At 32.5% G+C, this 21,334-nt stretch carries 20 protein-coding genes; 8 read left to right on the forward strand and 12 right to left on the reverse strand.

The window, feature by feature from the left end:
• Positions 1-134: 134 nt before the first annotated feature.
• The 7 genes from AB671_RS00005 to AB671_RS00035 all read left to right on the forward strand — a co-directional run bounded on the left by AB671_RS00005 (position 135) and on the right by AB671_RS00035 (position 8,357).
• Positions 135-1,076 (forward strand): type VI secretion system baseplate subunit TssG, encoded by a 942-nt coding sequence (locus AB671_RS00005; RefSeq protein WP_066676644.1) that lies wholly within the window; start codon positions 135-137, stop codon positions 1,074-1,076.
• Between the two features lie 54 nt (positions 1,077-1,130).
• On the forward strand, positions 1,131-2,024 hold the full coding sequence (locus tag AB671_RS00010; RefSeq protein WP_066676646.1) for a TssN family type VI secretion system protein: 894 nt from the start codon (positions 1,131-1,133) through the stop codon (positions 2,022-2,024).
• Between the two features lie 32 nt (positions 2,025-2,056).
• Entirely contained in the window at positions 2,057-3,202 is a 1,146-nt protein-coding gene (locus AB671_RS00015; protein WP_066676648.1) for a hypothetical protein, read from the forward strand.
• A gap of 200 nt (positions 3,203-3,402) precedes the next feature.
• The gene (locus AB671_RS00020) at positions 3,403-4,581 is read left to right on the forward strand and encodes an aminotransferase class V-fold PLP-dependent enzyme (RefSeq protein ID WP_066676650.1); all 1,179 of its coding nucleotides are present in this window, start codon (positions 3,403-3,405) and stop codon (positions 4,579-4,581) included.
• Positions 4,582-4,671: 90 nt separating this feature from the next.
• Entirely contained in the window at positions 4,672-7,074 is a 2,403-nt protein-coding gene (locus tag AB671_RS00025) for an alpha/beta hydrolase family protein (RefSeq protein ID WP_066676652.1), read from the forward strand.
• 152 nt (positions 7,075-7,226) lie between these two features.
• On the forward strand, positions 7,227-7,802 hold the full coding sequence (locus AB671_RS00030; RefSeq protein ID WP_066676656.1) for a Crp/Fnr family transcriptional regulator: 576 nt from the start codon (positions 7,227-7,229) through the stop codon (positions 7,800-7,802).
• A gap of 51 nt (positions 7,803-7,853) precedes the next feature.
• The gene (locus tag AB671_RS00035; RefSeq protein WP_185114072.1) at positions 7,854-8,357 is read left to right on the forward strand and encodes a GNAT family N-acetyltransferase; all 504 of its coding nucleotides are present in this window, start codon (positions 7,854-7,856) and stop codon (positions 8,355-8,357) included.
• Positions 8,358-8,592: 235 nt separating this feature from the next.
• Here the strand turns inward: AB671_RS00035 and AB671_RS00040 are convergent, their stop codons facing one another.
• The 12 genes from AB671_RS00040 to AB671_RS00095 all read right to left on the reverse strand — a co-directional run bounded on the left by AB671_RS00040 (position 8,593) and on the right by AB671_RS00095 (position 20,487).
• On the reverse strand, positions 8,593-9,111 hold the full coding sequence (locus AB671_RS00040) for a GNAT family N-acetyltransferase (protein ID WP_066676657.1): 519 nt from the start codon (positions 9,109-9,111) through the stop codon (positions 8,593-8,595).
• Between the two features lie 2 nt (positions 9,112-9,113).
• Positions 9,114-9,626: a GNAT family N-acetyltransferase gene (locus AB671_RS00045; RefSeq protein WP_066676659.1), complete on the reverse strand. Its 513-nt coding sequence runs from the start codon at positions 9,624-9,626 to the stop codon at positions 9,114-9,116.
• The gene (locus AB671_RS00050) at positions 9,623-10,102 is read right to left on the reverse strand and encodes a hypothetical protein (protein ID WP_066676661.1); all 480 of its coding nucleotides are present in this window, start codon (positions 10,100-10,102) and stop codon (positions 9,623-9,625) included. The genes AB671_RS00045 and AB671_RS00050 overlap by 4 nt, the downstream gene beginning before the upstream one ends.
• 56 nt (positions 10,103-10,158) lie before the next feature.
• On the reverse strand, positions 10,159-11,523 hold the full coding sequence (locus tag AB671_RS00055) for an MATE family efflux transporter (protein ID WP_066676663.1): 1,365 nt from the start codon (positions 11,521-11,523) through the stop codon (positions 10,159-10,161).
• A gap of 69 nt (positions 11,524-11,592) precedes the next feature.
• Positions 11,593-12,777, reverse strand: a complete 1,185-nt coding sequence (locus tag AB671_RS00060; protein ID WP_066676665.1) for a sigma-54-dependent transcriptional regulator — start codon at positions 12,775-12,777, stop codon at positions 11,593-11,595.
• A gap of 56 nt (positions 12,778-12,833) precedes the next feature.
• A complete protein-coding gene (locus AB671_RS00065) occupies positions 12,834-13,493 on the reverse strand; it encodes a YggS family pyridoxal phosphate-dependent enzyme (RefSeq protein WP_066676667.1) in 660 nt (219 codons plus the stop codon).
• A gap of 198 nt (positions 13,494-13,691) precedes the next feature.
• Positions 13,692-14,555 (reverse strand): polysaccharide deacetylase family protein, encoded by an 864-nt coding sequence (locus AB671_RS00070; RefSeq protein WP_066680492.1) that lies wholly within the window; start codon positions 14,553-14,555, stop codon positions 13,692-13,694.
• A gap of 197 nt (positions 14,556-14,752) precedes the next feature.
• On the reverse strand, positions 14,753-15,646 hold the full coding sequence (locus AB671_RS00075) for a GLPGLI family protein (protein WP_066680490.1): 894 nt from the start codon (positions 15,644-15,646) through the stop codon (positions 14,753-14,755).
• Between the two features lie 100 nt (positions 15,647-15,746).
• Complete coding sequence (locus tag AB671_RS00080; RefSeq protein ID WP_066680488.1) at positions 15,747-18,497, reverse strand: heavy metal translocating P-type ATPase; 2,751 nt, start codon at positions 18,495-18,497, stop codon at positions 15,747-15,749.
• A 282-nt stretch (positions 18,498-18,779) separates the two neighbouring features.
• Positions 18,780-19,421: an NAD-dependent epimerase/dehydratase family protein gene (locus tag AB671_RS00085; protein WP_185114117.1), complete on the reverse strand. Its 642-nt coding sequence runs from the start codon at positions 19,419-19,421 to the stop codon at positions 18,780-18,782.
• Positions 19,422-19,513: 92 nt separating this feature from the next.
• Complete coding sequence (locus AB671_RS00090; protein ID WP_066680487.1) at positions 19,514-20,095, reverse strand: helix-turn-helix domain-containing protein; 582 nt, start codon at positions 20,093-20,095, stop codon at positions 19,514-19,516.
• Positions 20,092-20,487: an acyl-CoA thioesterase gene (locus AB671_RS00095; RefSeq protein WP_066680486.1), complete on the reverse strand. Its 396-nt coding sequence runs from the start codon at positions 20,485-20,487 to the stop codon at positions 20,092-20,094. The genes AB671_RS00090 and AB671_RS00095 overlap by 4 nt, the downstream gene beginning before the upstream one ends.
• 256 nt (positions 20,488-20,743) lie before the next feature.
• Between AB671_RS00095 and AB671_RS00100 the strand changes: the two genes are divergently transcribed.
• On the forward strand, positions 20,744-21,124 hold the full coding sequence (locus AB671_RS00100; RefSeq protein ID WP_066680485.1) for an RNA recognition motif domain-containing protein: 381 nt from the start codon (positions 20,744-20,746) through the stop codon (positions 21,122-21,124).
• Positions 21,125-21,334: the final 210 nt, after the last annotated feature.

A 21,334-nucleotide genomic window follows, 5' to 3' on the forward strand; every position in this document is an offset into this window, starting at 1 on the left:
AAGATTAATACACTAGAAAATCAATAAATTAGATTAAATTACATCTTTAAATATGAAAATTTGAGATAAATGCTTTTTCAATATAAAGAGATATTTTATCTTTACGATACCAAACATGATCACAGAAAAAAAATATGTACGACAACAGCACCATAGATATGATTTATAATAAGCTGCAGACAGATTTTAAGGCTGAAGCAGTTGCTGTAAATCTCCTTAAATATCATAGATCTGTAAGCAATATTTTTATTGAAAGAATAGGAATAAATGACAGAGCTTATCTTAAAGATATTAAAAGTATTTCAAGTCATTATTTAGGTTTTGATGAGGAAGTTCTCAACATTAAAACGTATCGCGAAGGCATTTACGACTATCTTCCGGAAGGTATTTTTCATCCACCGTCACTTAATACTTCACGAAAAAATGTAGAAAGTGTTGTAAAAGAGATCCGTAAACAGAAAAGAGTAGAAGAGGATGCTAGAAAGTTTTTCAGACCTTTTGAGTTAGAAATCTTTTTTACAGAAATCAGCGCTTTGCTGAAAGAATACGATTTTGATTTGGCGAGTGATACAGATTCGCTTCTCCACATTTTCAGCGAGCTTTGGCCAATTATTAAAATGCTTGATAAGCAAAATGCCTACATTTTTCTTCATGTTTTACCGTTTTTTCACAACATCAGAGGCGATAAAAAATGGTTTGAGCGTTGTATGACCGCTTTTTTGAAAGTTCCTGTAGAAATTACTTTTACCCCCAACGAAATCGACAGAATGAAAGAAGAGGATTCGTCTATTCTTCTGGGAAATTCAAGGTTGGGAGTCACTTATATTGCTAGCGGAAAACATATGGATGGTGCAAGAAACTGGATCGTAAATATAGGACCAATCCCTTATGACGAGATGAAAAATTATATTCCGGGGCATCCTTTCAGAAAAGTTTTGCAAGCTTTGTACGATTATTGTCTTCCAGTTTCTGTAGATATTGAAGAAAATTTTATTACAGAAAAAAAAGACTATTCTTTTGTGTTGGAAGACGACCAAAGAAATGCAAACAGGCTCGGTTATTCTACTTTCCTGTAAAATATTTTATTATATTTACAATTCATCAATCAAACTAAATATTAATAGAAATCAATGGAAGTTTCTTCAGTAAAAGGTATATTTTTTAGATATATTTTGGTCCCGCTTATTGCGGTCATCATGATGGTTGTTTTAGGATTCATCAGAAAAAGCCAGCCTGCCATAAAAATAAAGGTCATCATTATTTATGTGCTTTTATGCAGTCTGTGTCTTGCATTGCCTGGTTTTTTCGGTTTCTCAGGAAATTCGTTTAATCCGTATTGGTACCTTATTTCACAGATAATTTATCTTATTTTCGGAATTATTCATGTGAATTTAATGCATAATTTTTTCAGAAAATATTTTAAATCTCAAACAACAAGCATTCTTTTCGAATCTGTATTATCCATAACCTGTGCTCTTGTGGGAGCTTATCTTTTTGTAATAATTTTCGAATGGATAAGTAAAGGAGCAGGCTATCCTGTAATGTCAGCAACCAGTGTTTTGATATTTTTTGTACCAATGGTTTTTTACTACTGCTATATCATGTTAATCAGTATTCCGGTAGATATTTATAAAACATGGAAATATTCTCCTGATCAGAAACCTCCCGATTTTGACGGAGCAGATTTCGACCGTTTAATGGTTTTAAATGTTGAATTGAGCAAAAATCTTGAAGATGCGAACCGTTTTAGAATTAAAGCTAAAACTTTACCAACCGGCGTAACGTTTGGAGACTGGTTTTTCCGTGTTGTTGACGATTACAATCATAAAAACCCGAGATCTATCATTCATCTGACAGATGAGCAAAGAGAATCTTATTACTGGATATTTTATACTAAAAAATCATTTTTCAGTTTTAGAAAATACATCGATTTCGACCAGGATATTACGACAAATACCATTTCAGAAAATGAAGTGGTGATTTGCAAAAGAGTTATTCAGCACGAAGAAGAAGGAAAAAAATAAAATCAAGATTACACCAATAAAAATACGACAATATGATACAGCCCATAAAACATTTTGCTATCAACTGGGTTGATGGAATGAAAGTTTCGCAGAGACATCTCAACGATCAGGATAATTTTTTAATAGATACCATAAGAGATGCAAATTCTCTTGCCATTACCAATTATAATTATGGTTTGTTGCCTTTGTCTAATGAATTTACAGATAAAACTATTTTTGATGTTCATAATACGGCAACCAATGATGTACAATTGTTTATCAAAAATTGTAGTGCCGTAACTTTAGCAGGATATAGACTAGAACTGAAAGATAGGAGAGTGAGTGTAAAATCTTTAGCTAAATCTCTCAACATCGACGAAAACCAAATGGATGGAGAATATTATATTTTAATATCTGTAAATCCTTTTGATAAAGTGCCTTTTGGTGATATTGACCCTGAAGAAATCCCGCCACGACACCCGAATGCGCAGGCTAATTATCATATCGAATTGCTTCCAATAAGTTCATTAAACAATAATCATTCGGGAGGAAATTATTTGGTGGTTGGAAAAGTAGATTTTAAAGGTAATATTGCGCAGGTAAACACCAATTTTATTCCGCCATGTACCTCGATTCAGAGTCATCCGGTTTTAATTGATTATTACAACGGATATGCAAAATCTATTGGAAATTTACAGCAATACGCATTTAAAATCATTCAAAAAGCTTCGCACAAAAACCAGAATACATCTTTAGCACTGAATGTAAAAGCTTTGTGTAATGTGCTGGTAAATACTTTTGGAGATATTTATTTTCAGTTCAGAAATATTATTCCGTATCAACCACCGGTTTTTTTGATCGAAACTTTTGCTACATTAGCTTTAAGAATGTACAATTCAACGCAGATCTTAGTTCCGGGAGAATTGGAAGAGATGCTGAATTATAGTTTAGAATGGAGCGAAATCGCGCCACATACTTTATTAAATCAGCTTTCTACTGTTGCGGAAACGAATTATGATCATCACAATTCCGGTGAACCGCTTTTATACATTAGTCAGATGTTGAGAAGTCTGGAAACTATTTTTGCAAAACTGAGCGAACTAGATTATATCGGACAGAGAAAAGAAAATATCATTGTTAATGAGCAGGAGGTTTCTTCAAACACCAATCCGAAAAGAGGCTGGAGTGTTTTAGATTAAAAGAAATCATTTTTAAAATAAATAAATCCCGATACTTCAAATTCGGGATTTTTTGTATAAAATTATCGTGTCTAATTAGAAGAAAAAGTAAACATGATGTTGTCATTAAAAATAGATCTAGATTCCTACGGAATAACAAACTCTGTGAATAAGAAGCCTAAATAAATTACAGCAAAACCATTCAAAATTAAATGTAAAAAATGAATACAGATAAAATAAGACAGGAAATAAGAGGTTTATCAGACGGAAAATTATTCTTCAACAATGCTGGTTCTTCGTTAATGCCAAATATTGTCGTAGATTCAATGATCGATTATCTGCAACAGGAAGAACAGTTGGGAGGTTATGAAGTGGCCAATAGAAATGCAGAACTGCTTGAGAATTTCTATATTGAAACTGCAAAACTCATCAATTGTAAACCTTCAAATATTGCTTTTATGACAAGTGCTACAGAAGCATTTTCTAAAGCTCTTTCGAGTATTATTTTTAAAGAAGGAGATACAGTTATTACTACAGTTGATGATTATATTTCCAATCAGATTACATTTATTTCACTTCAGAAAAAATTAAATGTAAAGATTATCCGAATTAAGAAACTAAAGGATAATGAACTTGATTTAGAAGATCTTGAAAATTTAATTAAACAACATCACCCAAAACTGGTTGCGGTAACTCATATTCCGACCAATTCAGGATTGATTCAGAACATTGAAGCGGTAGGAAAAGTCTGTCGACAATATCATATTTTATATTTAGTAGATTGTTGTCAATCGGTTGGGCAAATGGTTGTTGATGTCAATAAAATTGGTTGTGATTTTTTAACGGCAACCGGAAGGAAATTTATGAGAGGACCAAGAGGAAGTGGATTTTTATATGTTTCACACAGAGTTTTAGAGCAAGATTTTGCTCCGATTTTATTGGATATGAGAGGCGCACATTGGTCGGAATACGATGATTACAAATTGTTTGAAACAGCTAAAAGATTTGAACATTGGGAAGTTTCTTACGCCGCAGTTTTAGGGATGATGGAGGCTGTAAAATATGCCAATACTATTGGTTTAAATACTATTGGAAATTATAACATAAAATTAGCTGAAACGCTTAGAGCGAATCTTGAAAACAGTGGTTTTAAAGTTTTAGATATTGGAAAAAACTTAAGTAGCATTGTAACTTTCTGCGGACCGGATAATGATCTGGAAAATATTCAGAAAGTTTTGAGAGAACATAATGTTTTCTTTTCGGCAAGTTACAAACATTCTGCATTGATTGATTTTACTGATAAAAAAGTTGATGGCGCAGTAAGACTTTCACCCCATTATTTTAATACGATAGAAGAGATTGAAAAAGTTTCTGATATTCTTAAAAATAGTTTGTCATAATTAAATTTCCAACCTTTTGGAATTATTGCAAAGTACTAACGGCCAAAAATTAATTACTTTTCATTAAATTCGTGAAAAATCAAAAAGATAATGAAGATCAAATTGACCATCTGTCTTCTTGCGTTTCTTAATTTCTATGAAGCTCAGGAAAATATCTCGTATCAGAAACCGTCTGCAGAAATTTTAAAGCTTGCAGATTACGACCGACCGCCAAGTGTTTTGACCAATTCTAAAAAAGATTGGGTTGTTTTTGTGTACCGACCAACGTATAAAACATTAGACGACCTCAATCAACAGGAAATGAAATTGGGAGGATTAAGAATTAATCCAATAACTAATATTTCAAGCACGGTAACGTATTCTAATAATCTTAAAGTACGTAAAATGAACGATAAAACGGAGGTTCAGGTAAAAGGTCTTCCGCAAAATCCGAAAATTACCAATACTTCTTTTTCTCCAGACGAAAAGAAATTAGCATTTACTAACACTACGGATAAAGGAGTTGAGCTTTGGGTAGTTGATTTGGAAACAGTAGTGGCAAAAAAGATTACAAAAGATAATCTTAATGCAAACTTACATTATCCGTTTGTTTGGATGAAAGACTCCCAAAGTTTTTTGATTAAAGTTATACCTGAAAACAGATCACAATTGATTGATTCTTCAAAAGATCTTCCAACAGGACCAATTGTTTCAACAGCAGATGGAAAAGTTTCTCAAAACAGAACATATCAGGATTTGCTTAAAAATCCGCAGGATGAAAAGAATTTTGAAACGCTTACCTATTCAGAATTGTATCATGTAGATTTAAATGGCAATCTTAAAAAGTTTAAAGACAAAGATATTTTTTGGACTCTAAGTTATTCTCCTGATGGAAATTATATAATGGTAACAACGATTAAAAAACCTTTTTCATACATCGTTCCGTTAAGCAGATTCCCAATGACCACTACGGTTTATGATGCAAAAGGAAGTATCGTAAAAGTGGTGAATGAAGTTCCTTTAAATGAAATTATGCCGAAAGGATTTTCATCTGTAAGAACCGGAAAAAGAGATATGGGATGGAGAGCCGATCAACCTGCAACTTTGGTTTACGCCGAAGCTCTGGATGGAGGAGATCAGTCGAAAACTGTTGATTTCAGAGATGAAGTTTTCACTTGGGAAGCTCCATTTACAGCTCAGTCTAAATCTTTCTTTAAAACAAAACAAAGATATGGTGGCGTAAGCTGGACAAACAATCACTATGCTATCGTTGGTGAAAGCTGGTACGATACAAGAAACACAAAATCTTATTTAGTTGACTTAAATACAGGTAAATCTGAAGTAATAGAAGATAGAAATTATCAGGATGTCTACAGCGATCCCGGAAGCTTTAATACTACAAAAAATGATTTCGGAAGATATGTTGTAGATATGAAAGGTGAAAAATCTTATCTGATAGGAGACGGATTTACAAAAGATGGGCAACATCCTTTCATCGATGAAATGGATATGAAGTCTTTGAAAAAGAAAAGACTCTATACCTCAAATCTTAAAAATGCCAAAGAGGAAATCATCGATATTATTGATCCTAAAAAAGGAGAAGTATTGACGATTCAGCAGTCGGCAAGTCAGTATCCGAATTATTTTAAGAAAAATATTAAATCTAATAAATCGGAAGCGGTAACCAATTTTGCCAATCCTTTTGAAAGCATTAAAGATGTTTACAAAGAAGTAATTACCTACAAAAGAAACGACGGCGTTACTTTAACAGGAACACTTTATTTACCGGCAAACTACGATAGAAAATCTAAAAAAGAAAAGCTTCCACTATTAATTTGGGCTTATCCTACAGAATATAAAGACAAAAATACAGCAGGACAAAATACTCAAAACCCGAACGATTTTACATTCCCATATTACGGTTCTTTTGTGTATTGGACGGCGAAGGGATATGCTGTACTTGATGATGCGGCATTCCCAATTATCGGAGAAGGAAAAACAGAGCCGAATGATACTTTCATTCCACAGTTGGTTGCCAACGGAAAAGCTGCGATTGATGCGGTAGATCAGTTAGGGTATATCGACAGAACAAAAGTTGCAGTTGGAGGACATTCTTACGGAGCTTTTATGACGGCGAATCTTTTAACACATTCTAAAGATTATGCGTGTGGAATTGCAAGAAGTGGAGCGTATAACAGAACGTTGACACCTTTTGGTTTCCAAAGTGAGCAGAGAAACTATTGGGATGTTCCGGAAATTTACAACACAATGTCACCATTTATGAATGCTGATAAAATGAAAACGCCAATGTTATTGGTGCATGGTGATGCCGATAACAATCCGGGAACTTTTACTTTACAGACCGAAAGATATTTTCAGGCTTTGAAAAATCTCGGAGCTCCTGTAAAAATGGTTCTTCTTCCAAAAGAATCTCACGGCTATGCTGCCAAAGAAAATATTCTGCATTTGCTTTGGGAACAGGATCAGTTCCTGGAAAAATGTTTGAAGAAATAATTATACTTAAAACTCGTTCTTTGTAGCGAGTTTTTTTATGGATTTAATTTGAATAATTTATATTCTATTCATTTTAGTTTTTGTAATTTTCTGCGCATAAAAATGAGTATAAATAATAGATTCCGAAAGGTATCTATCTGAACTAAAAAATAATGTTAAGAACGAACCAACCATTTCTAAATTATCTTGAGATACTTTTTCATAACCAGGAACATAAAGGAAATATTATTTTAGAATCCTTCGAAAAAGACGAAAAACTATTGACGCAGAATGAAATTGCCGACAAAATAATGCTCATTAAAAGTGGAATTACCAAATGCTTTTTTACTGAAAAAAATAACGAGGAATATATTGTTGAGTTTTTGGGAAAAGGAGAGATTCTTGGTGAAATAGAAATGATGAAGAATGTTCCGTGTATTTGCAGTATTGAAGCGATTACCGAGGTTACTGTATTTACGATAACGATTCCGTATTTCCAATCGTTGATTAAAAGTGATCTTAATTTAAACAATTTACTGTTAGATGTTTTTGCAGAACGTATTGCGAACACCTCAAATCGATCATCTTATCAGCAACTTCACGCTACAGAACATACACTGTCTCAACTTCTCGATTTAAAAGCAAAAGAAATGAAAATTTCAAAAGAAGACATGGCTTCTTATTTGGGAACAACTGTAAAAAGTCTTACCAAAGCCATAAATGGTTATGAAAAGAAAAAGACATTGTAATTAAACTTCCAATTAAATCTTCCAGTATCTTTGTGGAAATTCTATTATAAAATGGATGAACTGAAGTTCAGAGATGCGAAATTAGAAGACTTAGAAAAGATCGTTGAAATTTACAACTCAACCATAGGATCAAGAATGATCACTGCAGATACAGAACCTATTTCTGTGGAAAGCCGTAATGAATGGTTTTATGAACACACTCCTGAAAAAAGACCGCTCTGGGTAATTAAGGACCCTGAAAATAAGATGGTGGGATGGGTAAGTTTTTCATCATTTTATGGCAGACCGGCTTATAATAGCACTGTTGAGATCAGTATTTATATGGATGAACATTTCCGTGGAAAAGGCTATGGTAAAACAACCTTGCAATATTGTATCGATAATGCCGGAAAATTTGGAGTAAAAACTTTGTTGGGCTTTATATTTCTGCACAACGAGCCAAGCATAAAACTCTTCCAGCATTTCGGGTTTGAAGATTGGGGGATTTTACCGAATGTAGCTGTTTTGGATGGAGTGGAGCGTAGTTTGAAAATATTGGGAAAGAGAATTGGTTAAGTTTTAAAATATAATTTCTCTATTATTGTTATTACACTCAATATTGAGTAGATAAATGCTTTATTTTAAACTCCTCGACAGGATTATACCAAAAGCTCCCGTCGATTTACATAAATCCACAGGAGCTTTTAGAAAAAGCAGGCTTGCTTTTTAAAATTGGTTACTTAGCTTTTTTAATATTCATTACAGGAAGCATTTCTTTACGATTAATTTTGAGTAAAAAGCTATTTGATAATTACAGCTCTTTTCTCATCATCAAATCCGTCTGTTCTTCATCTCCAAACTTAAAAATATGTTTGTCAAATTCTACGAAACCATTCTTTTTATAAAACTGAACGGCTCTGTGATTTTCTTCCCAAACGCCTAACCAAACGTATTGTAAGTTTTTACTTTGTGCAATATACAATGCTTTGTCGTATAAAATCTGCCCAACTTTCTGACCGTGATAGTCTTTTAAAACATAGATTCTTTCAACTTCAAGGGAGTTTTTATCTTGTAATTCGGTTTGTGCATCTCCTGAATTGACTTTCAAATAGCCGACAACATCACCAAGATAGATAGCAAAGAAAAATTCAGAATCTTTATTTTTAAGTTCTGACAGCAGTTTTTCTTCAGAAAATTTCTCGTTAAGATATTTTTCCATGTTTTCTGCACTGTTATAGGGCGAAAAGGTTTCGAAAAAAGTCTTTTTCGCGATGCGCTGAAGCTTTTCAGTATCGTCAATCATAATTTTTTCAATGACTATATTTTCCATATTTATCTTATCATTTTATTTTTAATTGTATGAATCACACCTTCTTGCCCATCAAAATCGAAGCCTTTTTCATATTGAAGTCCAATTTTTTCTAAAACTTTAATGGATGCTGTATTTTCTTTCATTGCTCTTCCTACAATTGTTTTTAAATTTAATTTTTCAAAACCATAATCGATGCAGGCTTTTGCACTTTCTGTAGCAAGTCCCTGATTCCAGAAATGTTCAAAAAAACGGAAACCAATATTTGTTTCATTTAGATTTTCATCATATTTTAATCCGCACCAACCAAAAAATATTTTAGTTGACTTATCGACAACTGACCATCTTCCAAAACCATTTCTTTGGTAATCGGAATAATTTTCCAGAAAGGCTTTAGCTTCATCAATATCTTTAAAAGCAGAATTTCCGGTATATTTTATAACGTTTGGATTTAAATTTAATTCATAAAAACTTTCTGCATCATCGGTTTCAAATTCTCTAAGTAAAAGACGATTGGTTTCTAGTATTATTTTCATTGAGGATAAACAAAATGTATTAGGTCGATTCTCCATTTAATAAGGATATCAATAATTTCATTTAAATTTTTGTCTTTGTTTAAAAGAATAATTCCATTATAAATAGGATAATTGTTTATATCTAAATTAAATTTTCTTAAAGATTCATCATGGTTATCTGTTTTTGACGTAATGAGATTTGCCAAAACAATTATCAAATCAATATTTAAATTGGGATTATCGAATTTGGAAAGATATTCTTCTGAAAAAGAATTAATAGTAGATTCAATGTAGTTTTCAAATGCTAGAATTGCTAATCGACAAATAGCTTCATATTCTTTTTTCTCATCCAAACTTTCCCACCAATCAATTGCTAATTCTTCGTTATAAAGATTTTTGATAGCGTTATTAACTCCATCAATAATTATTTTTAATCTCGAAATGTTGAAATCACAATTTAAAGCACTATTTCTAATTTCATCAATTGTTAAGTCCATAATTATTTTTAGATCTAAATATAATATTGAAAGCGATCCAAAGATCGCTTTCAATATTATATTTTGTTTGCTTTAATTCTTCGTGCAGACATATCGAGAAAACGTTTTACCAACATAAATGCAGAAATCGTTAATCCTAATCCAAGTGCTATCCACATTCCGAAAGCGCCCATTTCCAGGGTTACACAAAGGAAATATCCTAAAGGAATTGTAATCAGCCAATAAGCAATAAATGTAATGATTGATGGAATTTTCACATCCTGTAAACCTCTAAGCATTCCCAAAGCTGTCACTTGAATTCCATCAGAAAGCTGGAATAATGCAGCGATGATCATAAGCTTTGAAGCTAACATGATTACTTCTACTTCTTCTGGTTTTGTGAAAAATGTAGGCAGAATATTTCTTCCTAAAATAAATATAACTCCACAAAAACACATAAAAAGAAATGCAATTTTTAAGTTATTGATTCCTATTTTTCTTAATTCCACAAAATTTTGTTCACCTAATTTTCTACCGATCATTACGGTTGAAGCTACACTAAAACCAATACATAAATTAAAGGTAAATGATGCCATACTTAAAGCAATCTGGTGTGAAGCAATATCGTGAGATGAAATTAATCCGCAGATAAACGCTGCTCCTGCAAAAGCTGTTACTTCAAAAAACATCTGTAATGCAGTCGGGAAACCTAATCTTACCATTTTTTCGAACATTTTCTTAGAAAAAACCTGCATTTTTAATGAAAAATCTTTGATGTACTGTTTGGTTTTTGGTTCTTTCATTAAAACAAAATAAAGAAAAACAACCATGAAGATTCTGGCAATTAAACTCGCTAAAGCAGAACCTTTTACACCCATTTCAGGGAAAATCCAAATTCCTTGAATCAATACATAATTGAGCACAATATTGATTACGTTGGCAATAATTGTTGCTTTCGTTACTCCAATGGTATAAGATAAACCTTCAGAAACCTCTCTCAAAGTCTGAAATGCCATAAACGGAACAATGCTGATCGCCATAATCCATAAAAAATCTACGGTATCAGGAATAATTTTTGCCGGCTGACCAGAGTGATAGAGTAATGGTAATCCTAAAAATAAGATCAACATCAGAATAATTCCTACAGTCATGTTGATGACAAAACCGTGACTGAAAACTGAATTAATTGTTTTGTGGTCATTTTTAGAATGCGCCTCAGAAACCAATGGCGGAATGGCAAAAGAAAAACCAAGTGCCAAAACAAACATCGAGAAAAAGACAGCATTTCCCAAAGAAACCGATGCCAACGCGTCTGCACCTAAAAGTTTTCCTACAATGATATTATCAAAGAGGTTGACAGATACCTGCCCAACTTGCGTAAGCATTACCGGAAGAGCCAGCGTTAAGGCTTCTTTCGTGTAATTTTTATTTAAAAAGCTCATAATAGTTCAAAAAAAATTTGCAGTATAGGTACTGCAAATTTTTATAATTTATTTTAATTAATCATTAAATTATTTTCTAACAAAACTTGCAACATCCTCTTCGGAAACCGTAGTTCCTCCAAGAATAATTAATCTTTCCACAACATTTCTCAGCTCTCTGATATTTCCGGTCCATGAAAGGGCTTTTAGTGCGTCAATCGCAGAATCATCAAACTTTTTCAATGCAGTACCGTGCTCATCAGCAATCATTCCCGAAAAGTGACTCACCAAAAGGCTGATATCTTCTTTTCTGTCATCCAAAGGCGGTACATAAATTTCAATTACAGAAAGTCTGTGATACAAATCTTCTCTGAATCTTCCAGCTTCAATTTCTATCTGCATATTTTTATTGGTTGCAGCCAAAACTCTTACATCAACTTTGATTTCTTTGTCGCTTCCTACCGGAGAAACTTTACTTTCCTGCAATGCTCTCAAAACTTTTGCCTGAGCAATTAAGCTCATGTCTCCAATCTCATCTAAGAAAATGGTTCCACCGTTCGCTTGTTCAAATTTCCCCTGCTTATCTTTGATTGCTCCTGTAAACGATCCTTTTACGTGACCAAAAAGTTCAGATTCAATTAATTCAGAAGGTATTGCTGCACAGTTTACTTCCACCATTGGTCCTCTCGATCTTTCACTTAAATTGTGAATAGCATGAGCTACTAATTCTTTTCCTGCTCCGTTTGGCCCGGTAATCAAAACTCTAGCGTCTGAAACAGCTACTTTTTCAATCATATCCTGAATTTTCTTTAAAGCAACAGATTCACCAATCATCTGGTATTTTTTGTTGACTTTCTTTTTCAGGGTTTTATTTTCGGTCTGAAGATTTTTATTCTCTTTCTTTAATGTTTCTTTCACCAAAGCATTTTTCACACTTGTTATCAAACGGTTGATATCAATTGGTTTAGAAATAAAATCGTATGCACCGTCCTTTAAGCAAGAAACCGCAGAATCAATGTCGGCATGCCCGGAAATCATAATAAAAGTAGTCTCGGGTTTAAGAGCTAAACTTTGCTTTAGAAGCTCAGTTCCTGAAAGTTTTGGCATTTTGATGTCTGAAATCACCAATGCGAAATCTTCTTTCTCTATTTGTTTATAGCCTTCTAAGCCATCGTCGGCAATGACAAATTCATAGTCAGTTAGTTCGTCCGAAAGGATACTGTGAAGTACTCCGGAAATTGCTTTTTCGTCTTCTACAATAAGGATTTTTTGCATAGTTGCAAATTTAGGTATTTTTTGCTTGAGTATTAGCAAATATCATTCCTAAAAGTCTATATTGAGTAGTCTCTTCGTCCAAAAATTGCAGAACCTACCCGTACAGAATTTGCTCCACACTCAATAGCAATCGGGAAATCATCACTCATTCCCATTGATAAAGTTTCTAATTTTTGAGTTTGACTTAGTTCATCAAAGAGATTTTTTAGTATTAAAAACTCTTTTTTAATTTGATTTTCATCTTCTGTAAAAGTTGCCATTCCCATTAAACCTGTGATTTCAATATTTTCAAATTTCCCGTTAACGAATTTTTCGAATAAAGATTTTGCGTCTTCAATTTCCAATCCGAATTTTGTGTCTTCTTCTGCAATTTTTACCTGAAGTAAAACTTTTATCTTACGGTTGTGTTTTCCAGCTTCTTTGTTGATTTCATTTAAAACCTTTTCAGAATCTACACTTTGAATAGTATCAACAAATTCTGCAATATATTTCACTTTATTGGTCTGAAGATGTCCGATGATATGCCATTGAATATCTTTTGGAAGGAGAGGATGTTTTTCAACTAATTCCTGAACCTTATTTTCACCAAAAACTTTCTGTCCCAAATCGTAAACCTCCTGAATAGAAGAAACGGGATGCGTTTTTGAAACGGCTACCAATTGTACATTTTCCGGAAGACGGCTTTTTATATCTCTGTAATTTTCCTGAATACTCATAATTGCAAATTTCTGAATTTTAAAATAAACTTTAAGGAATTTGAAAAAAAATTAAACCATTAAGGTTTTATTAAGGAGTTAAGAATATTAAGTTGAGCTTTGATTTTTCTTAATGATGCTTAACTTCTTAAATTTTCTTAATGGTTCAATTTTAAAAGTTATTATTGTAAAATATTTATAAAATCTGTGAGAGAAATATTAATTTAAAATCTCATTAATTTTCGGATATGCAGAAATTTTTCTGAAAACAAAACGATTTGATTTTTGTAGTTTTTCAATAAATAAATCAAGCTCAATAATTGAGTCTGCATCGGTAAGATACTGATCGTGGGTAAGGAAAACCAAATGTCTTGATGTCTTTTCAAGGTCATTAAAGAAAATACTGTCTACTTTTTTAAGCATTTCCTGATGGTTTCCTTTCAGATGCATTTTATTGGTAGGTTTCCATTCCAAATCCCAACCGATTACTTTATAACCGGCGGTTTTTAGTCTATCTGCTGCTTCAGTAGAGCTTTTAATATCGGTAACATTAATATTATTGAGCCTCCAGATATTTCTTCCGGGAGTTCTTGCTATTTTTCCGGGGAGCTTTAAGCTGTCTTTAGCAATATTAAAATCATTAACAACAGCTTCAGGATTTTTATAAAAATTTGAATATTTATTGTGAGCATGAGTATAGCTATGATTGGCAAGCTCAATCAAACGGTCAGTTCTCATTATTTCGAGATCTTCTTTCTGTTTTTTGCTGTCTGTTGCATGTTTTCCCACGAGAAACGCAGTCGCAGAGATATTTCTTTTGTGTAATATTTTTAAAAGATTTTCGGTGCCACGATTGGGTCCGTCGTCGAAGGTAAGGTAAATTACTCTTTTGTCTGTAGGTACACTTTCATCATCTATTCTGGGGACTTTTGCGACGGGAGGCAGTTTTGCAAGAACTTTTTCAGCTTCTTTTACTTCAGTTTTTTGATTGCATCCTGTAAATAGGGTTGATGTTACAGTCATCACTGTAATCATCCTTAGAAAAGTCTTGCCTACAGACTTTTCCGCAAAAGTTTTTTTCATAAAGAGTAATGGGAATTAAATTGTTAAAAATCGTTAAATTTTACGATTTTAGTTAACAAAGATAGTGCCATTTTTTCTTAAAATTTCACTTTTTAATGAAATTTTAAGAAGTTTTTTTACAACTACTTTTTATAAGAAATCACGATGTTTTTAAAATTAAATCTTTTGATTGTCAGAATGTTAATTATAATGTGGAATTAATATCTATAAAGATCAAGATCTAATTTATTATTGCTTTTCTTTAAATTTTCTCTAAATTGTTTTTCATTATTTCTCATTGCTTCATTGGGATCTAGTTTTTTTCCTGTCGCATCCATAAAACTAAAATTAGAATTTCCTTGTGCATCATTGCCTAAAGCTAGCATTTTTTGTCTCGTTATTTTATTTGGATCACGTACATGCTCTTGCCAAAGTTTGGTAAACTGTTGATTATTTACAGCAATTTCGTTTTGCGGACCAAAAGCATGATTTTCATTTTTTTTCTGAATTACAGCCTCTTTAACTATTTTATTTCCAATTAAAGTCATCACATGAGTCTGAGATTTATCTTCTAATTTTATAATCAATCCTGGTAAACCATAGAATTTATATGGGCCATCTTGAAAAGGTAAATCTGTACAAAACCAAGCTGTCCATTGTCTTCCTAAGTATTTAGTGGTTGCTTTTTGAGATGAATAACTTCCAATCTTCATTTTGTCAGAATGTATTTTCCAAATGGGTTTATCGGTTTCTTCTATTTTATAAAAATCTGAACTCAAAGAAGCGTGCAAATAGGTTTTGTAATCGGGATATTCCTTACTGACTTTACTTCGGATATTTCCTTTAAAATTACTATTTGGTTTTATAATTCCCCATGGAGTTCCAGAATCTCCCTGCTTTTCCAATTCGGCACTTATTATAGAATCTGTCACAAAAATATCGTAACTGTAATATTTAGAACCGCTATTTTGGATGTCTAAAAGCATTATTTCTTTTTTTATACCGGCTCTGTTTGTGGAGTCTGTAATAAAATCATACTCGTAGGTAAAGCGTTGAATTTGTGAAGAATATAAAGAGAAGATCAACAAAAATATAAAAGTGTAATTTTTCATATATAAAATGCAGTGTTTTTAAATCTGAGTTTGAAGCTTATTTTCAAATATAAACTTTTTAATGATTACTCAAATATAAAAACATTGCATTTTGATCTTTCTATTTAATTTCAAGATCTACAGAATTCAGTCGTAATGAATTTAAGATCACCGATAAAGAACTAAGGCTCATTGCGGCTGCCGCAATCATTGGTGATAAAAGAATTCCAAAAAATGGATATAACAATCCTGCCGCAACCGGGATTCCTAAAACATTGTAGATAAAAGCAAAGAACAAGTTTTCCTTGATGTTTCTTAAGAGTTTTTCGCTTAAAATTTTTGCTTTGGCAATTCCTAAAATATCCCCTTTCAGTAAAGTGATTTCTGCAGTTTCTATCGCTACATCGGTTCCTGTTCCCATAGCAATTCCGACGTTGGATTGTGCTAAAGCAGGAGAATCGTTAATTCCGTCTCCGGTCATGGCTACGATTTTTCCCTGTTCCTGAAGTTTTTTCACTTCATTCAATTTATCTTCCGGAAGACAGCTTGCTTTGTAATTTTTAATTCCTAATTCATCGGCAACAGCTTTTGCGGTATTTTCGTTGTCGCCAGTCATCATAATTACTTCGATCCCTTCATTCATTAAATGCTGTACAGCTTTTCTGGAACTTTCTTTAATTTTATCGCTGAAACTTACGAAACCTAAAGCTTCATTTTCCTGAGCAATATAAGAAAGCGTGTGTGCTTTTGACTGAACTTCTTTCGCTTTTAATTTTAAACTTTCCGGAATTTGAATTCCATTAGAAACTAAAAGGTTTTCGTTTCCTAAATAAACGGTTTTACCATTAATGATCCCTTTCACGCCTTTACCGGAAATATTTTCGAATTTTTCAACTTTTTCGGCCGAAATATGATCGGCTTTTGCTTTCTTGATGACAGCACTTGATAAAGGATGTTCTGAATTTTGATTTAAAGAATAAGCTAGTTTTAAAATTAAATTTTCAGAAGAATTATTAATGGTTTCAATATGTTCTAAAGATGGTTTTCCTTCGGTTAAAGTTCCTGTTTTATCTGTAATCAGAACGTTTACTTTGTGCATTAATTCAAGCGCTTCTGCATTTTTTATAAGAATTCCGTTTTTAGCACCTTTACCAATTCCCACCATCAAAGACATTGGAGTGGCCAAGCCTAAAGCGCAAGGACAAGCGACAATAAGAACCGCAACTGCATTAATAAAAGCAAATAAAGTTTTCTGACCTTCAGGACCAAAAAATTGCCATAAAATAAAAGTAAGAACAGCAACTAAAATAACTGTCGGAACAAAAACTTTAGCCACTTTATCGGTCAGTTTCTGGATTGGAGCACGGCTTCTGCTTGCATCGTTCACCATTTTTATAATCTTTGAAAGCAAAGTTTCGTCACCTACCTTTTCGGCTTTCATCAAAAAAACCTGATTTCCGTTGATTGTTCCTGAAGTTACCTGATCATCAATGTTTTTTTCAACAGGAATGGGTTCTCCGGTAATCATACTTTCGTCAACTACAGAATTTCCTTCGATTATTTTTCCGTCAACAGGAATTTTTTCGCCTGGTTTTACTTTTAATACATCTCCAATTTTCACCTCAGAAAGCGGAACTCTTTTTTCTTCATTATTTACCATTACATTGGCTTCATCAGGAGAAAGATTCATCAATTCTTTGATGGCATTTCCTGTTTTTTTGTGGGCTAAAGCTTCCATCAGCTGACCTAAAATAACAAGAGTCATAATCACGGAAACTGCTTCAAAATACAAAGGTTCTTTTTGATTATGACCTCTAACTTCATGCGGAAGTAAATCTGGAAAAGCTAAAGCAACGATGCTGAAAATAAATGCAGCAGCTACACCTAAAGCAATTAAGCTGAACATATTCAGGTTCCATGTTTTAAATGAAACCCAACCTCTTTTCATAATAAACCACCCGGAATAAAATAAAACAGGAATGGTTAAAATCAATTCAAGAATTCCCTGAAGCTTGTGCGAAAAAGGAAAATCAATCAACATTCCACCCATTGAAAGAATAAAAACGGGAATAGTGAAAGCTAAAGAAATAATGAATTTTCTTTTTAAAATAAGATAAGTATCATCAGTTTCTTCTTCACCTTTTTCAGGATATTTTACCAAATCCATTCCGCAAACCGGGCAACCAACATTGCTGTCGTAAGTTTTGTCACCTTCACAGAACATCGGACAGTAGTATTTTCCTGCCATATCATCCGTAACTTTTGGTGCTTCGTATTGTTGATGAGCGTGATAATCATGATGATGGTGATGTGAATGGGAAGTTGAATTTTTAACCAGATCTTCGGTAATTTCTTCCAGATGCATGTGACAAACCGGGCAATCTGTTTTTTCTTCGTACACTTTATCGCCTTCACAGAACATCGGACAATAAAAGCTTCCGATATGGTCTTTGAAATTTTCTGGTAAGTTGGTAGAAGAATACGTTGGTTTATGATCAGGATCTTTTGCTAATTTTTCCTCGATCGGAACCAGGTACATATTGCAATCGGGACATCTTTTTCCTTGTTGAAAATATACTTTATCGCCCTCACATTCCATCGGACAATAATAAACGGAAGAAGGCGAAACCCGGTCTTGAGGTTTTACAAAAGTGTTTTCGGGTTTATTGGGATCTTCTAATTTATAATTTCCAATTTCTGAAAGTGCTTTATTCAACTCATTCAGATTGATTTCTGCATCAGAAGTGATTTCAACAGAGCTGGTTTCAAGATTGACATCAGCTGAAATTCCGTTTACACTGTTCAGTTTTTCTGAAATCTTTTTCTGACAACCAGAACAGGTCATTCCGAGGATATTATATTTTTGTAGCATAAGTCATAATTTATGTTACAAATTTCCAAAATATAGATTGAAGACTGTTACAGATTTAAGGATAATTGTTATAAAATTTTGTGGTTGAAATTTTACTAATTTGAGATTTAACCAAAAGGAACAAAAGGCAATTATAAAGCTATTATTAGATAATCAAAGTTCTCAAAAGAACAAAAAATCAAAGATTTTTAAAGGTTTTTGTGTTCTTTTTTCTCAATACTCATTAACTAAATAGAAGCATCTAAATCTTTTGCCTCTTTTGTGGTTAAATAAAAAGTTTTATTAAGCAATTTTTTTAATATCTGCTATTTCCAGAATTTGTTTTGAATAGCCTTTTTCTGAAATATTAATCATTGCTCTACCGACTTCTTGTAATGTTAATGAGCTTTTCGGGAAGAGTGTAGGGTAGAATGCTCCGAAAATTTTAAAAATAGTTTTTACATTTTTCTGCTCTTTAAAATGTTTCATAAAACCTGGGCGGAAATTATATTGTCCTTTAAAATTCAATTTCATTAAGGCATTTTCTGTTTTTCCTTTTACTCTTGCCCACATTATTTTTCCGGTTTCTGTGCTGTCTGTGCTTTTACCGGATATGTAATTGAATGTCATATTTGGGTTTAAATCCAGTAGAGTTTTAGCAAAATGAAGCGTAGTGTCAAAAGTTATTTTTGTGTATTTCTCTTCGTCTAAACCTATCGAACTAATTCCTGCACAATAAAAACAGGCATCATAACCCGTCAATTGATTATGGAAATTGTCTAACTGTAGGAAATCACTAATGATAAGTTCTTTCAGTTTTGGATGTTTTATCCCACAAGATTTACGACTTACGCTTAATATTTCGGACACTTTATTATTTTGAAGGCATTCAATTAAAACGCCTTCTCCAACCATTCCTGTTGTTCCGGTAATTATTATTTTCACTTTGTTGTATTTTGTGTTTTCTTTATTGGGCTCTAAAATAATTTTGAATCTTTCTCTTTTGCTAAAAAAGATTCAAAACTTTAGTGTTTTTATCAATTTTCAGCGTCGGTTTCTTGCACCATATCCAACGATTTTCTGTTGTGAACTTTCAGTTTTTTAAATTCAGTAGGCGTAAACCCTGTAGTGCTTCTAAATTGTGATGATAAATGCTGCACACTTTTGTAGCCTAGTTTTCCTGCAATTTCTGTTAAATTAAACTCATTATAGAGAAGTAGTTCTTTTACTTTCTCAATTTTCTGAAGAATAAAAAACTGCTCAACCGTAATATTTTCATTTTGGGAAAAGGCTTTTGATAATGAACTGTAATCTTTATGTAGTTCTACGCTTAAAAATTTCGACAGTAAAAAGTTTTCATCAATATCAAGTTTTCCGATTTTAATGATGATTAAGTTTTTAATTTTATCGACCAATTGATGCGTTGCATCTTTTATTCTTTCAAAACCTGTTTTCTTTAATCGATCTTCAATGAATTGGATATCCATTTTTGAAATATCACCTTCTGTTTCTACTTCGCCCAAGCTAATTTGAGTGATCTTTATATTACGTTCGTTAAAAATATTTGAAACTGCAGCAATACACCTTCCGCAGACCATATTTTTTATGAAAATTTTCATAATGAATTGTTCAGTCTGTCTTTCACAAATTCTACTTTTGTTTTTCCGTGTGCTGCAGGATTTCCGTTTTCATCAAGATTCACCATTACAATTTTATCAACGGTGATGATGGTTTGATGGGTCATTTTATTTCTTACATCACATTTCAGTGTAAGAGAAGTGGAGCCAAAAGATGAAACTTCAATTCCAATTTCGATAATATCACCTTGTTTTGCAGAACTCACAAAATTTATTTCCGAAATAAACTTGGTAACTACTTTTTTGTTTTCCAACTGAATCACTGCGTATAATGCTGCTTCTTCATCAATCCATTGTAATAGTTTTCCTCCAAATAATGATTGATTTGGGTTAAGGTCTTCTGGTTTTACCCATTTTCTTGTATGATAATTCATTTTTATGATTGTTTTCAATACAAATTTAGTTTTAAAAATAAGCTTTTCAAAGGTTTATTTAATGAAAAATTCATCATTTTTTTGCGATATTATTACAAGTTTTGAATAGAAGTGAATTAAACCTTTAAAAAGTTTTGATTTGAAGTTTTTAATTGTATCTTGCACCTGTTTATATTTGGAATCAATATCATGTTCATTATTATGTTGCTTTTCTTTTATATACCAATTTTATATATTAATTTAATTTTTTTTTAAAATGAACATTTTTGTTTCAAACATCAATTACGCAACTAAAGAATATGAGTTGCACGATTTATTCGCAGAATTTGGCGATGTATCATCAGCTAAAATTGTAACAGACAGAGAGACTGGTCGTTCTAGAGGTTTCGGTTTTATCGAAATGGGTGACGAAGAAGGAGGTCAAGCTATTGAGGCTCTTAACCAGAAAGAATTTAACGGAAAAATTCTTAACGTTTCTGAGGCTAAGCCAAGAGAAGAAAAACCAAGAAGAAGTTTTGATAATAACAGAAGCGGTGGTGGAAGTTATGGTAACAACCGTGGAGGAGGTAACTCTGGAGGTGGTTACGGAAGCAACAACAACCGTGGAGGTAACGGAGGCGGCGGAAGTCGTTGGTAAAAAATTGAAGCGGCTTTTAAGCCGCTTTTTTTATGTCTTAATTTAAAAATTAATTGAGATTATATTTAGGTTAATAAAATTAATATTATTCATAATTTTATTAACCTAAATATTCAATTACATATTCTTAGTTTTTAAAATATTAAGTAATTGGGTATTTATTTGATAGTAAAATTTTTAAGAAATCAATAAATGATTTAAATAGGCTCT

The sequence above is a fragment of the Chryseobacterium sp. BGARF1 genome (assembly GCF_001677955.1).
Taxonomy (GTDB): Bacteria; Bacteroidota; Bacteroidia; order Flavobacteriales; family Weeksellaceae; genus Chryseobacterium.

Coding starts and splice junctions, on each gene's coding strand:
- AB671_RS00080 (WP_066680488.1), bottom strand. CDS start 18,497: ATGCTACAAAAATATAATATCCTCGGAATGACCTGTTCTGGTTGTCAG.
- AB671_RS00025 (WP_066676652.1), top strand. CDS start 4,672: ATGAAGATCAAATTGACCATCTGTCTTCTTGCGTTTCTTAATTTCTAT.
- AB671_RS00050 (WP_066676661.1), bottom strand. CDS start 10,102: ATGGACTTAACAATTGATGAAATTAGAAATAGTGCTTTAAATTGTGAT.
- AB671_RS00060 (WP_066676665.1), bottom strand. CDS start 12,777: ATGCAAAAAATCCTTATTGTAGAAGACGAAAAAGCAATTTCCGGAGTA.
- AB671_RS00040 (WP_066676657.1), bottom strand. CDS start 9,111: ATGGAAAATATAGTCATTGAAAAAATTATGATTGACGATACTGAAAAG.
- AB671_RS00055 (WP_066676663.1), bottom strand. CDS start 11,523: ATGAGCTTTTTAAATAAAAATTACACGAAAGAAGCCTTAACGCTGGCT.
- AB671_RS00095 (WP_066680486.1), bottom strand. CDS start 20,487: ATGAATTATCATACAAGAAAATGGGTAAAACCAGAAGACCTTAACCCA.
- AB671_RS00100 (WP_066680485.1), top strand. CDS start 20,744: ATGAACATTTTTGTTTCAAACATCAATTACGCAACTAAAGAATATGAG.
- AB671_RS00020 (WP_066676650.1), top strand. CDS start 3,403: ATGAATACAGATAAAATAAGACAGGAAATAAGAGGTTTATCAGACGGA.
- AB671_RS00015 (WP_066676648.1), top strand. CDS start 2,057: ATGATACAGCCCATAAAACATTTTGCTATCAACTGGGTTGATGGAATG.
- AB671_RS00035 (WP_185114072.1), top strand. CDS start 7,854: ATGGATGAACTGAAGTTCAGAGATGCGAAATTAGAAGACTTAGAAAAG.
- AB671_RS00045 (WP_066676659.1), bottom strand. CDS start 9,626: ATGAAAATAATACTAGAAACCAATCGTCTTTTACTTAGAGAATTTGAA.
- AB671_RS00005 (WP_066676644.1), top strand. CDS start 135: ATGTACGACAACAGCACCATAGATATGATTTATAATAAGCTGCAGACA.
- AB671_RS00065 (WP_066676667.1), bottom strand. CDS start 13,493: ATGAGTATTCAGGAAAATTACAGAGATATAAAAAGCCGTCTTCCGGAA.
- AB671_RS00090 (WP_066680487.1), bottom strand. CDS start 20,095: ATGAAAATTTTCATAAAAAATATGGTCTGCGGAAGGTGTATTGCTGCA.
- AB671_RS00030 (WP_066676656.1), top strand. CDS start 7,227: ATGTTAAGAACGAACCAACCATTTCTAAATTATCTTGAGATACTTTTT.
- AB671_RS00010 (WP_066676646.1), top strand. CDS start 1,131: ATGGAAGTTTCTTCAGTAAAAGGTATATTTTTTAGATATATTTTGGTC.
- AB671_RS00075 (WP_066680490.1), bottom strand. CDS start 15,646: ATGAAAAATTACACTTTTATATTTTTGTTGATCTTCTCTTTATATTCT.
- AB671_RS00070 (WP_066680492.1), bottom strand. CDS start 14,555: ATGAAAAAAACTTTTGCGGAAAAGTCTGTAGGCAAGACTTTTCTAAGG.